The organism is Akkermansia massiliensis (assembly GCF_018847375.1).
GTDB lineage: Bacteria > Verrucomicrobiota > Verrucomicrobiia > Verrucomicrobiales > Akkermansiaceae > Akkermansia > Akkermansia massiliensis.
In genome coordinates this window covers 2,948,789-2,961,291 of sequence record NZ_CP072036.1, presented here as the reverse complement: position 1 = coordinate 2,961,291, position 12,503 = coordinate 2,948,789, and the positions used below count along the sequence as shown (strand labels likewise).

Annotated in this window: 14 protein-coding genes; 8 read left to right on the top strand and 6 right to left on the bottom strand. The window is 61.5% G+C overall.

Translation table 11 applies throughout. The features are described from left to right. The first annotated feature begins 150 nt into the window (after positions 1-150). The 7 genes from J5W70_RS12380 to J5W70_RS12350 all read left to right on the top strand — a co-directional run bounded on the left by J5W70_RS12380 (position 151) and on the right by J5W70_RS12350 (position 6,007). Positions 151-309 (top strand): hypothetical protein, encoded by a 159-nt coding sequence (locus J5W70_RS12380; protein WP_156340781.1) that lies wholly within the window; start codon positions 151-153, stop codon positions 307-309. Next, positions 306-443, top strand: coding sequence for a hypothetical protein (locus tag J5W70_RS12375; protein WP_022397372.1), 138 nt, complete (start codon positions 306-308; stop codon positions 441-443). The genes J5W70_RS12380 and J5W70_RS12375 overlap by 4 nt, the downstream gene beginning before the upstream one ends. A gap of 93 nt (positions 444-536) precedes the next feature. After that, positions 537-1,136: a GrpB family protein gene (locus tag J5W70_RS12370; RefSeq protein WP_022397371.1), complete on the top strand. Its 600-nt coding sequence runs from the start codon at positions 537-539 to the stop codon at positions 1,134-1,136. A gap of 172 nt (positions 1,137-1,308) precedes the next feature. After that, positions 1,309-1,605, top strand: a complete 297-nt coding sequence (locus J5W70_RS12365) for a hypothetical protein (RefSeq protein ID WP_102727100.1) — start codon at positions 1,309-1,311, stop codon at positions 1,603-1,605. Next, the gene (hisC, locus tag J5W70_RS12360; protein WP_022397370.1) at positions 1,602-2,693 is read left to right on the top strand and encodes a histidinol-phosphate transaminase; all 1,092 of its coding nucleotides are present in this window, start codon (positions 1,602-1,604) and stop codon (positions 2,691-2,693) included. The genes J5W70_RS12365 and hisC overlap by 4 nt, the downstream gene beginning before the upstream one ends. A 32-nt stretch (positions 2,694-2,725) precedes the next feature. Beyond that, positions 2,726-3,370 carry an NAD(P)H-dependent oxidoreductase gene (locus tag J5W70_RS12355; protein ID WP_022397369.1) on the top strand — a complete coding sequence of 215 codons (645 nt, stop codon included), beginning with the start codon at positions 2,726-2,728 and terminating at the stop codon, positions 3,368-3,370. A gap of 381 nt (positions 3,371-3,751) precedes the next feature. Continuing rightward, complete coding sequence (locus J5W70_RS12350) at positions 3,752-6,007, top strand: beta-hexosaminidase (RefSeq protein WP_022397368.1); 2,256 nt, start codon at positions 3,752-3,754, stop codon at positions 6,005-6,007. A 173-nt stretch (positions 6,008-6,180) separates the two neighbouring features. Here J5W70_RS12350 and J5W70_RS12345 read toward each other — a convergent pair whose 3' ends face one another. Continuing rightward, positions 6,181-6,912 (bottom strand): hypothetical protein, encoded by a 732-nt coding sequence (locus J5W70_RS12345; protein ID WP_146024189.1) that lies wholly within the window; start codon positions 6,910-6,912, stop codon positions 6,181-6,183. A gap of 190 nt (positions 6,913-7,102) precedes the next feature. Between J5W70_RS12345 and J5W70_RS12340 the strand changes: the two genes are divergently transcribed. After that, positions 7,103-7,504 (top strand): DUF4870 domain-containing protein, encoded by a 402-nt coding sequence (locus J5W70_RS12340; protein ID WP_022397366.1) that lies wholly within the window; start codon positions 7,103-7,105, stop codon positions 7,502-7,504. 90 nt (positions 7,505-7,594) lie between these two features. Here the strand turns inward: J5W70_RS12340 and J5W70_RS12335 are convergent, their stop codons facing one another. The 5 genes from J5W70_RS12335 to J5W70_RS12315 form a co-directional block, all read right to left on the bottom strand. Further along, on the bottom strand, positions 7,595-8,542 hold the full coding sequence (locus tag J5W70_RS12335; RefSeq protein WP_022397365.1) for a hypothetical protein: 948 nt from the start codon (positions 8,540-8,542) through the stop codon (positions 7,595-7,597). A gap of 129 nt (positions 8,543-8,671) precedes the next feature. Next, positions 8,672-9,013, bottom strand: coding sequence for a hydrogenase maturation nickel metallochaperone HypA/HybF (locus J5W70_RS12330; RefSeq protein ID WP_022397364.1), 342 nt, complete (start codon positions 9,011-9,013; stop codon positions 8,672-8,674). Then, entirely contained in the window at positions 9,006-9,551 is a 546-nt protein-coding gene (locus J5W70_RS12325) for a HyaD/HybD family hydrogenase maturation endopeptidase (RefSeq protein ID WP_022397363.1), read from the bottom strand. Before J5W70_RS12325 ends, J5W70_RS12330 begins: the two co-directional genes overlap by 8 nt. Positions 9,552-9,570: 19 nt before the next feature. Further along, complete coding sequence (locus tag J5W70_RS12320; RefSeq protein WP_022397362.1) at positions 9,571-10,743, bottom strand: cytochrome b/b6 domain-containing protein; 1,173 nt, start codon at positions 10,741-10,743, stop codon at positions 9,571-9,573. Continuing rightward, on the bottom strand, positions 10,740-12,497 hold the full coding sequence (locus J5W70_RS12315) for a nickel-dependent hydrogenase large subunit (protein WP_022397361.1): 1,758 nt from the start codon (positions 12,495-12,497) through the stop codon (positions 10,740-10,742). The genes J5W70_RS12320 and J5W70_RS12315 overlap by 4 nt, the downstream gene beginning before the upstream one ends. Positions 12,498-12,503: the final 6 nt, after the last annotated feature.

Below are 12,503 nucleotides of genomic sequence, written 5' to 3'. Positions count from 1 at the left end.
ACGGTATATTTTCGTTGACTGAAATACCGTTTCAGGTGCATTATTGCATCGTAAGCGGGTTATTGAAGCCCTTATTGCACCAAAAGAAGGATTTTTATGAAGACGGGAAATAAGAAAAAGAGTCAGAAAAAAATTCAAATCAAGGGAAAAATGCCGTTATCCGTCCATTTTTTCCGGGATGCGGAAGCGGACGCCCTCAACGTGGAGCGCTGCCAGCTTGATAAGGCTACCCTGATTGCCTGTGCCGTCAAACGTCTCCGGGAAGATCTGGGCAACGTCCCGGATTCCGGTAAAAAACCTTCCGCATGACTCAGGAGATTTACTGGGAACTTCTGGCGTGGCTGTTCCGCTCTTTTCTGGCGGTGACTACCTTCGCCTTTGTCGTGGCCGGGTACCAGGCCCTGCGCTGCCGTCCGCGGGACGGCAGCAAGCGGAGAAAGTAGGGAATGGCAAAAAGGTCCGCGTTTCCCCGGCGTCAGGCCGGGGAGGACGCCGGGGAGGTTGACTCACGGCTTCGTCTCCCTTATCTTCCGGGAATGTCCCGCCGTGTTTCGGATGAAGCCGCCCTGTCCGCCATGAGCCTTGAAGAACTCTGGCGCTTGTTTCCCGTCATCCTGAGCGAATCCAGGCCGGAGTGGGCGGAAATCTACCGGAGGGAGAAAGAGATGCTGGAATCGGTGGTGCCCCTCTCGCGCATCAGCCGCCTTTCCCACTTCGGGAGCACGTCCGTTCCGGGCCTGGCGGCCAAACCCACCATTGACATTCTGCTGGAAGTGCGGCCCGATTCATTTGTTTTTGAAACGCTTCCTCTGCTGGAAAAGTGCGGCTACCGGGAAATGCACCGGGACGAAGCGCAGATGCGCCTGGTTCTGGTGAAGGGCTATGCCGCGGACGGCTTCCGGGGGCAGGCGTTCCATCTGCATGTGCGGCCCTGCCGGGATTGGGATGAATTGTACTTCCGGGATTACCTGGCCGCGCATCCGGATGAGGCGGAAAGGTACGCCGCCCTCAAGCGTTCCCTGAAAGAGAAGTTCGAATTCAACCGGGATGCCTATACGGAGGGAAAAACGGAGCTGATCGCTGCCATGACCCGCCGGGCGAGGGAAGAAATGCCCGGCAGGCACGTCCCGGCATAAGGCCGTTAAACCGGGTTGCTTTTTATAGGGCAGGGGATGCGCGGAAAGACGGAAGGAAAGGGCAGGCGGACATTCCAAACTTGCTTGATGGTGAAACTTCCATTGTCGTCCACAAGGGCATGGATTTGGCACGACCTTTCCGGAGGGACATCTGCTTTGAACCACCCTTTCCATGTTTGGGAAACTGCCCAAAGAGCGGAAGTCTAATTTTTATCCTTCCGGGCAATACTCGCCCGCCGCGGCATTAAAAAGCCTGCTTCCGGCTGTTCGCGCCATGGATACGTTTATTTTGGTGGCGGGAAGAGGATTAAGCCGGTTGGAAAGGAAGGCCTTTCCGGGGGTGAAAGAAATTCCGCCGCTTCCCGCAGCGTGGATGAGGCTGAATGACAGGCATGTTTTTAAGGTCCGCTCCGGATGGAAATCCGTATTGCCAGAAGTGGGGAATGGCGGTAACATTCCGCCGCTATGAGTATTGAGAGTTTCGCAAACCAGCATGTGCTGGAATTGGTGGCTTACCAGCCGGGCAAGCCCATTGAGGAGACGGCCCGGGAACTGGGCCTGGATCCCCATGATATTGTGAAACTGGCGTCCAATGAGAACCCGCTGGGGCCGTCCCCCAAGGCGGTGGAGGCCATTGCCCGCGCGGCGGCAGGCGTGAACATTTATCCGGACGGCGCGGCCTTCCGCCTGCGCTCCGCCATTGCGGAGTTCTGCGGCGTGGAGTTCGGCCAGACGGTGGTGGGCACGGGCAGCAGCGAGGTGATTGAGCTGATGTGCCATGCCCTGCTGAATCCCCGGGCGGAGGTAGTGGCCGCCAGGCACGCCTTTTCCATGTACCCCATCATGTCCAAGCTGTTCGGCGCCACGTACGTGGAAGTGCCCAACAAGCCGGACTGGACGCACGATCTGAACGGCTTCCTGGATGCCGTTACGGACAACACGCGCATCGTGTTCATCACGAATCCCACCAATCCCGTGGGCACCGTCGTGACCCAGCAGGAGATTGACGATTTCATGGCGAAGGTGCCGGAACACGTGCTGGTGTGCTTTGACGAGGCGTACCGGGAGTTTTCCGACAATCCGCCGGATACCCTCAAGTTCGTGCGGGAAGGCCGCAACGTGATTGTTCTCCGCACCTTCTCCAAGGCTTACGGCCTGGCGGGCCTGCGCGTGGGCTACGGCATTGCCCCGGAACACGTGTGCAGCATGCTGCACAAGGCGCGCGCGCCGTTCAACCTGCACGTGCTGGCGCAGGAGGCGGCCCTGGCCGCCCTGGAAGACCGGGAGCACGTGCGCCGCACCGTGGAGAACAATGCCGAGGGCATGCGTTTTTACGAACAGGCTTTCCGGGACATGGGGCTGGAATGGATTCCCAGCCAGGGCAATTTTGTCCTGGTGAAGGTGGGGCAGGGCAGGAAGGTGTTCCAGGACATGCTGGCCAGGGGCGTGATCGTCCGCGCGCAGGACGGCTACGGGCTGCCGGAGTGGATCCGCATCAGCATAGGCACCCCCGCGGAAAATGCCCGCTGCATTGAAGTTTTGAAGGAAGTACTTTAAACAGTTTCACCGTTTTTCCTGTCTCACCTTTTATGATCTCTCCGGAACAGTACATTGACGGTCTTGAATGGCGTTACGCCTGCAAGAAGTTTGACCCCGAAGCCCGCATTGAGAAACCCACCTGGCATGCGCTGGCGGAAAGCCTGCGCCTCAGCCCGTCTTCCCTGGGCCTTCAGCTCTGGAAGTTTGTGGTGGTGACGAACAAGGAATTAAAGGCGCGCCTGCGGGAAGTCTCCTGGAACCAGTCCCAGGTGGAGGACTGCTCCCATTACGTGGTGCTTTGCGCCCGCAGGACGGCCACCCAGCGGGACGTGGACCGCTACCTGGCCCAGATTGAGTTCACGCGCCACCCGTCCGCGGAAAAGCTGGCTTCCTCCGCTGATTTCTATACTGGCTATGTAAAATCCCTGACTCCGGAAAAAATGCACACCTGGCTGGATTGCCAGGTGTACATTGCCGCAGGCTTCCTGCTCAGCGCGGCCGCCGCCCTGCGGGTGGATTCCTGCACCATCGGCGGCATGGACCGCTATAAGTATGATGAGATTCTGGGCCTGGACGGCACGCCGTACCGCTCCGTGGTGAGCGTGGCGCTGGGCTACCGCGCGAAGGACGACGATTACGCCCGCGAGGCCAAGGTGCGCTTCCCCGCCGGGGAGGTGATCGACATCCGCGCCTGATTTCTCCTTCCCTTTTCCCCCTGTCCGGGGCCGGATTTCCTGATTGGAGGTCCGGCCCCTTTTTTTGTCCGGCAGGGCGTTTACCTTCCGGGCGCATGGTCTTTTTCCCGCGTCCGGAGCGTGCCTGTTTTTTAATCTCGCCAAGAACGGGATGTTTGAGATAATAACTTGCCTGAACAAGATTGGCCGGTCCTCCCGGGCCCGGCGGTTTTCCTTCATGAAACCTGACGCGCGGCAATCCGCCCGGCGGAATGCCTGCCCGGACGGCGGAACGAAGGAGAATTCACCCGCTTTTTCCCCTTTCCCTGCAAGAAAAGGACGGCGGGCGCGTAGTTCTTGGCACGAACCAGATCCTCCTTTTCCCTGAAACGACACGATAACATGAAGAAGAACCTATTCCTGATGATCGCCGCTTTTGCCGCATCTCCCTTGATGGGGCAGGACGCCAAGCAGATTGCGGATTCCCTCACCATCCCTCCGGTGAAAGCGGGCGCAAAACAACTGCCGATGCCAAGCGCCTCCGGAGCCCAGATCAAATTCCTGGGGGCCGACTATGAGCAGCTTGTTAACAGCAAGGGAAAGATAGCCCCCGTTATTTCAGACACCCCCGTCAACGTCAGCTTCAAGGTGACCAAGGACGGCAAGGAAGCCATCAGCAAGGATTATGAAATCATGCTGCAGGCCCCGGACGCCGCCCAGGGCAATCCCAAGCCGCGTATCATTCCGGAGATCCTGCAATGGAAGGGCGGCCAGGGCGAGTACAAGCTGGGGAACACGGTTTCCGTAGCCTGCCCGGAAAAAGAGCTGGCGCAGATATTCACGGCTGATCTGGAAGACGTGGCGGGGAAGAAGGTCAAGCTTGTCCCGCCCGGCGCGAAGGCGGATATTTCCTTTTCCCTGCTGAAAGGCGGCAACCTGGGCAAGGAGGGGTACAGGCTCCAGGTGACCAGGGACGGCGTCCGCATTGGCGCGGCTACGCCCACCGGGCTGTTCTGGGGCACGCGCACGCTGCTGCAGATGCTGCGCCAGACCCCCGGCAGCGTTCCCTGCGGCACGGCAGTGGATTTCCCGCGCTATGAGCTGCGCGGCTTCATGCTTGATATTGCGCGTACGCCCTATCCCCTCAGCTACCTCAGGGACGTGATCCGCACCATGGCCTGGTACAAGATGAATGATCTGCACCTGGTCATCAACAATAACTTCATTTTCCATGAAATGTATGTGGACAAGGGCCGCGATCCGTTCAAGGAGCTCTATGCTGCCTTCCGCCTGGAATCCAACATGAAGGGCAAGGACGGCGTTCCTCTTACGGCGAAGGACCTTTTCTACACCAAGAAGGAGTTTGCGGATCTGGTGGATTACGCCGAACGCCGCGGCATCAGCATCGTTCCGGAGATTGACACTCCCGGTCACGCGCTTTCCTTCACCCGCCTGCGCCCGGACCTCATTTACAAGGGACCCATGAACCATGAAAAGCGCCGCAGCGAGATGCTGGACGCCGCCAACCCGGAGACGATCAGCCTGGTGGGCAAGGTATTTGACGAGTATTTGCTGAAAGACCCCAAACTGGGCCGCCCGGTGTTCGGCAGCAAGGTGGTGCATGTGGGCGCGGACGAGTTTTACGGCAACAAGGAGGATTACCGCCATTTTGCGGACGCCGTGCTGAAGCATGCCCTGAAGCGCGGTTATACGCCCCGCATCTGGGGCAGCCTGAGCACCAAGCCCGGCAAAACCCCCGTGGTGAGCAAGGGCGTTCAAATGAACCTCTGGAGTACCGGATGGATGAGGGCCTGGGAGGCCGTGAACCAGGGCTATGACGTCATCAATACCAATGACGGCGCCCTGTACGTGGTGCCCTACGCCAACTATTACCGCATGGACAGGAACCACAAGGGGCTTTATAATAACTGGATTCCCAACCGCATCGGGAATGAAACCCTGCCTTCCGGCCATCCCCAGCTCATCGGCGCGGCTTTTGCCGTCTGGAATGATGAGACGGACCTCAAGCACTCCGGCTATGCCCCCTATGACATTTGGGGCGTTATTTCCGGCTCCATGGACGTGCTGGCCCAGAAGATGTGGGGGAAGGCCAAGGCTCCGGATTCTTTTGAAGAGCACCGGGAGCTGGTCAAGGCCATCGGGGAAGCCCCCCGTACCAACCCCCTCCACAAGTGGAAGGATTCCAAGCCCTTCTCCGTGGTTCCGGGCAAGCTGCCCCAGCAGTTGAACCAGCCCGCCCTGGGGCCCGGCTACCGCCTCACCATGGAGCTTGAGCTTTCCGCCGCTCCGGAAGGGAAGGAGCAGGTTCTGCTTTCCGGCCCGGAAGGGGAGCTGTTCGCCGTCATGAAGGACGGCACCATGGGCTTCCGGCGGGATGACTCTCTGGAATTCTCCTTCGGCGCCAAGCTGCCCGTCGGCAAGAAGGTGAAGGTGGAAATTGTGGGAGAGCCGGAAAAAACCACCCTCCTCATTGACGGCAAGCCTGCGGGCACCATGGTGCTCAAGAGCTTCCGCAATCCGGACGAAAACTTTGAACCCCGCACGAAGGGCGTGCGCTCCACCTTCGTTCTCCCGCTGAAGGTGCTCGGCTCCTCCTTCCAGGGGAAGGTGTTTGATCTGAACGTCCAGCCGTTGTAACGGCCCGTGCCGGAAGCGGCGCGGGCCGGATAATCCCGGGCGGCTTCTTCCGGAGCCGGGCGGCCTCATGCGCCGCACTCTTTCCAGCGCCCCGCAGTCTCCGGACTTGCGGGGCGTTCCTGTTCCCGGCGCCGTTCTGGAGCGCCGGAGATGGGGAAGTTCCGCGCAGCGGTTCAGTCCCGCATGCCCCTGTACCTCATGGGGCGGTAGCCGCTGTTCTCCAGCATGGGGCGGCTGAAAACGCGCTCCGCGCACTTCCAGACCGGCAGGGGGCCGGCTTCACTGCCCAGGAACCTGTCTTTTTCCGCTCCCTCCCAGCGGATGAACAGGAGCACATGGCGTCCCGGAGCAATCAGGATGTCCCCCGTTTTCAGCTCATCCCAGGAGGGGAGGGAAATGGAAAGAACGGGGAGCTCCCGTGTGGAAAATGGCCTGGACAGGCGCCAGCAGCGGGAGACGAAGCCGGAGCAGTCCACCCCGGCGGCAAAGCGGCTGGCGGCGGCATCCCCCGCGGCCTGCTTTTCCGGGGTGCCCATGTCCCCGGCCGCGGCGGGGGAGCCCCCGTTGGCGGCATCCGCCTTCAGGCGTTCGGCGAACTGCCGCGGGGTGTCGAACCCGCCCCATTTGTACGGCATGCCGGTGGAACGCGCGCCGGGGCGCCACCACGCGCCGGCATGGCCTCCGGCTGCGGAGGCGTCCGGCGTATCTATCCGGATGCCGTCCTCGTCCGTCCCGTGGCGGACGTTCCGGGGAGAGCCCCGCCAGGCCATGGAAGTATAGGCCCGGCTGGTTTCCAGGGCTTCACGGCGGGTGACGGAAGAAGCGGGAGGCAGGATTTCCGGCGCGCCGGGAACACAGGCCCCCAGGCAGGCGGAGAGGGTGAGCAGCGTCAGGGTGTTGGTCATGGACTGCATGTGTAGCCACTTCCCGCCGCGGAGGCAAGGATGATTGCAGGAGAACGCTTTTTATTCGGAAAACGAACGGTCTGGAAGCTTGACTACCGGGTGGAATATGTGAAAAAGGGGTTAACTGAGGCGGAAAGGAATGGAAGAGGTTTCCGTTCGCCCTCCCGCTTCCCATCGCCTTGCATTTTTTATGGACGAAGAACAACAAATCATCCAGGAGCCGGTTCAGGAACCCGCCCCTGAAAAACAGCCCGACAAGACCCAGGCCACTCTTACGGCGGTTTCTCCGCTGGTGTCCGTCTTTTTCGGTTTCTCCACCGGCGTGAACATCATTCCGCCCCTGATCTGCTGGCTGGTCTGGAAGGATGCCAACCCCCTGGTGGACAAGGTAGGAAAGAACGTTCTGAATGCCCAGATTTCCTGGGCGATTTATTCGATTGCGGCCTTCCTGTTATGTTTTGTCCTGATCGGCTTCGTGCTGGCTCCCGCGGTCGTCATCGCGTGGATTGTTTTCGCCATTATCACTGCCGTCAAGGTGGCGAACGGGGATTACGATTACGTGGCGCCCCTCACGATTACGTTCCTGAAGTAACGTTTTTTCCACTTGCCCATTTATGAAAAAGCCGCCGGCATTCTGCGCCGGCGGCTTTTTTGCGGAATGGGATCCGTTTTCCGGAGAGGTTCAGATGGGCATGTCCTTTTCACTGCCGCCGTACATGAACGTATGGAGCAGGCGCGTGACCTGGTTCTGTTCCGCGCGCAGCTGGGCGGAGGGGCGCAGCGCGGCGTACGTCAGGCTGTCATGCCCGGTGAATTCCCTCATGTGGAAGCCCTGGAAGCTGGTCATGGGTTCGCTGTCATGGAAGAGCTTGCCCCTCCGGAGCAGTTCGTCAAAGACGTGTTCCGCCTCCCGCGTGCGCGTCAGCGCGTTTTCCGGATGGGGCACGCGGATGACCAGCGCGCCGCCGTCCCCGCGGAAGTTGATGCCCGCTCCGGCCATGACGTCCGCGGAAGGCTGGCTGGTAACGCTGCCCAGAAGCAGAACGCCGTCATCTATCAAATGGATGCGGCTGGCGTGGGCTTCCTCCTTCACGTGCAGCACGCCGCCGTAAATGTGGGTGGATACGCTGCCGGAAAGTTTTTTGATGCGCATCAGGCCGTGCTTGATGACGAGTTCCGAGCCCTCGGCGGGCAGGTCCACTTCCGAGGCGAAGAGCCAGCCGTCCGTCATGGCGATTCTGCCTTCATGCTCTCTGGAGCCCTGAATGCGGCCCTGGCCCATCAGAAGGCGGCCGCCGTTGATCTCCAGGCTGCCGTTGGCCTTGTTTCCCAGGAAAACGGTCATGTGGTCCGGCAGGTTGCCCAGGAGCGTCATGGTGCCTCCGTTACGGATGACCAGGTGGGCGGTGCGGTGCCCGTGGTCCGGCTGGTTGGGGCCTCCCACGTAAACGGGGGCGTTGATGATGTAAAGATTGCCGCCGGAATCAACGGTGAGGGAATCCTGAATGTCCGTCTGGCCCTGCACCACGTCATTGCTGATGGTGACCGGGCACATGTAGGAGACGCGGTTCATGGATGAGGCTGAAAGCGGCATCATCCCTGTTAGAATGAATGGGTTGATATTGCTCATGACGCTGGTTACATAGTTGGTTTGACGTTTGAGGCGCGGTGGATGCGCGCCAATGGTATTAGACCGTCCGGGCGGGTAAAATGTTCGGGTAAATTCACCTTATTTTCTTCCGGACGGGAAAAGCGCGGTTCACTCCCATTCCACCCGGGTCAGTTCCAGTTCCCGTCCCCGGAGGATGGCCAGGGCAGGGTCTCCGCAGCCGGGGCAGATATAGCCGTGCTCCGTGAAGGAAAAATCCGCGCTGCAAGCGTCGCAGCGGCACAGGGCCTCCACCCACGTGACGTCCAGGGCGGCGTCCTGCGCGGCATACGCGTCCTTCAGGGCCAGGAAGGCGGATTGCAGGGCTTCCGGCACCACGCCGCTCAGGCTGCCGATGGTCATGTGCACGCGCATCAGCCGGGTTCCCCCGTTCTTTTCCATGAGCCGCCGGGCCATGTCCAGCGCCCCCTCCATGATGCCTACTTCATGCATGCGCGTCTTTCCGGGCCTGGTATTCCTCCAGGGCGCGGGCGATGAGGGTTTCCACCAGGTCCAGCGCCTGCGGCACGGCCTCCCGCACTTCCGCGGACATGGGCTGGCAGAAGTCCGTATGCCCGGCCTCCACCCCCACCAGCGTGATGATGCGCGGCAGGGTTCCGCACAGCTGGGCCGCGCCCAGCACTTCCTTCATGCCGATCTGGTGCGGTGAGATGACGCGGGAGAAATGGCGGGGGAGTTCGTCCCGGCTGCGCGTGACGACGGTTCCGGGCGGGGCCCCCGTCTTGACGGCGTCCAGCAGGATGACCGTATCCGCGTCTTCCAGCAGGGGCAGCAGGGTCATTCCCAGCGTGCCTCCCTCCTCCACATGGACCAGCGGGCCGTAGTCCCGTTCCTGAAGACGGTGGGCAAGCTCCACGCCTATGCCGTCATCCCCCATGAGCGGGTTGCCCACGCCCAGCACGAGCACGGGATAGGCGTTCCCCTTCACGGGGCAGCCCCGGAGTTCTTCCGTGTATGGCTCCAATTCCATGGCAGATGCGGGGGAAGGGTTATTCATCCCGGAATTTGACGCCCTTGCGCAGCCAGCGCCCTCCGCTGAACATGGAGGAGATGGTGCCGTCCCGGTCCACGTTTCCGGAGAGGATGGAAAGGTACACGTGAACCATGGCGAAGATGATGAAGCACCACATGCCGATCAGGTGCACCAGGCGCACGTACGGAACCCCTATCAGGTCGTTCAGGGGCATGAACCAGTGGTAGAACCAGTGGCGCGGCTCATACAGGGCGTACAGGGCCAGCCCGGTCACCACCATGGTGGTGAACAGGACGTAGACGCCCGTGTACGTCCACTGCTGTAAAGGATTGTGGCCGATGTAGCGGGGGCCGTCATAACTGCGGGCGAACACGTAGTCCACCGCCGTGGTGAAGAGGTCCTTCCACTGCTGCCTGGAGATGGGGAAGAGGGCCCGGAAGCTCTGGTACTTGTTGGAGGCCATGAAGAAGCAGGAGAAGCGCAGCATCATCACCACCACCAGGGTCCACCCCAGCGCGTAGTGCACGAAGCGGAGCGTGCCGAACTGGAAGGCCCCGTGCAGGTCCCCCATTTTCAGGAACCACCCTTCCGCAATGCAGATGCCGGTGGAAGCCAGCCCGATGATGCAGAACACCCAGGTCCAGTGCAGCACGCGCAGCGGCCAGTCCCAGACGTGGAAGTAGCGGAAATTGGCCTTGGCCATGGAAAGGCGGCGCACGTCCCTCATGGCGTGCATGGGCACCACGCCCAGCAGGCGCCACGGCGCGCCGGGCCGGTGGACGGCCACGGCCACGGGTTCAAAGCCGGAGGGGGAGTATTCCTCAAAAGCCTTGTTCATGCGCTCTTTTTCCAGATGGCTGACTTCACACAGCTTTTCCAGGGCCTTCAGGCTGCCGCGGGCCACCATGAAGGGGGTGGCGTCCTCCTTGTCCGCGGCTTTCAGCATGGCCGTGCTGTACGGCCTTTCCCGGGAGGGCGCCTCCCAGGAATTCTCCTGCTGGGCGTAGGGCAGGGCCACGCCCCGTTCCCGCGCGGCGTGGAGCAGGGCCAGGTCCCCCGGGTCCGTGCTGCCGTTGGGGGAGGCGCACACGGCCAGGGCCAGGATTTCCTCCGGCGTGTAAACCGGGCTGGCCGGAATGGCGTCCTCCACCGCCAGGGTGAGGTCTTTGTCGATAAGAGTCGTTTTCACGGGTCCTGTCTGGTCAGAATGGCCTCCCCTTCTTCGTCAAACAAGTGGACGGCGCAGGATTGGCACGGGTCATAGCTGTGAACGGTGCGCAGGGGTTCCACCGGGCGGGTGGGGTCCACCAGCGGGTGTTTTCCGGTATGGGCCAGGGAATATTCGTACGGCCCCATCTGCCCCTCCGCGTCGCGGCCGGAGCTGTTCCAGGTGCTGGGCACCACGGCCTGGTAGTTCACCGTCTGGCCGTTTTCAATCCGTACCCAGTGGCTCAGGCTGCCGCGGGGCGCTTCCACCCAGCCCACGCCCTTGCAGGAGGAGGGCCAGGTTTCCGGCTCCCATTTTTCCGGGTTGAAGGTGGCGGTTTCCCCATTCTTGATGCGGTCCGTCATCTCCTGGAGCTGGTTCACCATCATGTCCACGTTGATCAGGGCGTCCAGGGAGCGGCCGTACACGCGGCCCAGCGTGGAGTTCAGGAAGGCGTTGTCACGGGGAATGCCCAGCTTGTCGCAGGCGGCGTCCACCCGCTCCACGATGGCGGGCACCCCCTGGGCGTAGCCGATCATCATGCGGGCGTTCGGGCCCACGGCCATCGCGTGGCCGTCGTAGCGCGGGGCTTTCACCCAGGTGTACTGCGGATGGTCGGAGAGCCACTTGTAGGGCGGCCTGGGGCCGTTGTAATCCGCGTTCGTCTCCCCGTCGTACGGGGCCAGGCCCGCATCCCGGCCTTCCGTGTACTTGTACCAGGCGCTGGTGACGAATTCCTTGATCTTGTCCTGGTCAAAGGGAAGCACGTTTTTATAGTCCCCGTTCAGCAGGACGCCGGGCTTGATCATCCCCTTGCCGGCGGGAGCTCCGGTGTTGATCTCGGACGGGTCCCCGGTGCAGAAAAAGTTGGGGTTGGACGCGCCGATGTGGGCGTAATCCTTGTAAAATCCGGCGATGGCCACGATGTCCGGGTAGTACACCTTGTGGATGAAGTCGTGGCAGGTCTGCACCAGCTGTTTCAGGTAGCTCAGGGCAAACTGGTTGATGGCCTGGTCATTGTTCATGTTGATGGCGCAGGCCATGCCGCCCACCAGGAAGTTCGGGTGCGGGTTCTTGCCGCCTAGGATGGTGTGGATCTTGATCATGTCCCGCTGCCAGACCAGGGCCTGGAGATAGTGCGCCACGCCCAGCAGGTTCACCTCCGGCGGCAGCTTGTAGGCCGGGTGGCCCCAGTAGCCGTTTGTGAAAATGGAGTACTGGCCGTGGGCGATGGAGTCCTTCAGCTTTTTCTGCACCCCGGCAAAGTACGTGGCGGAGGACAGGGGCCAGTCTGAAAGGGATTTGGCGATGGCGGCGGTTTCCTTGGGGTCCGCCTTCAGGGCGGACATCACGTCCACCCAGTCCATGGCCTGGAGCTGGTAGAAGTGGATGACGTGGTCCTGGATGCCCAGGGCGCCGCTGACCAGGTCGCGCATGAGGCGGGCCTGGACGGGAACCGGGTATTGCAGGGCGTCCTCCACCGCGGCCAGGGCCGCAATGGCGTGCGTGCCCGTGCAGACGCCGCAGATGCGTTCCACGAAGGCCCAGACGTCCCGCGGGTCCCGCTTGCAGGCGATCACCTCAATGCCGCGGTACTGCGTGGTGGAGGTCCAGGCGTTCTTGATGACGCCGTCCCCGGCCTCCATCTCCACGCGCAGGTGGCCTTCAATGCGCGTCACGGGGTCAATGACCACCCGGCTGGATTCCGGAACGTCCGCTGATGTGTAATTGCTCATGGTAAT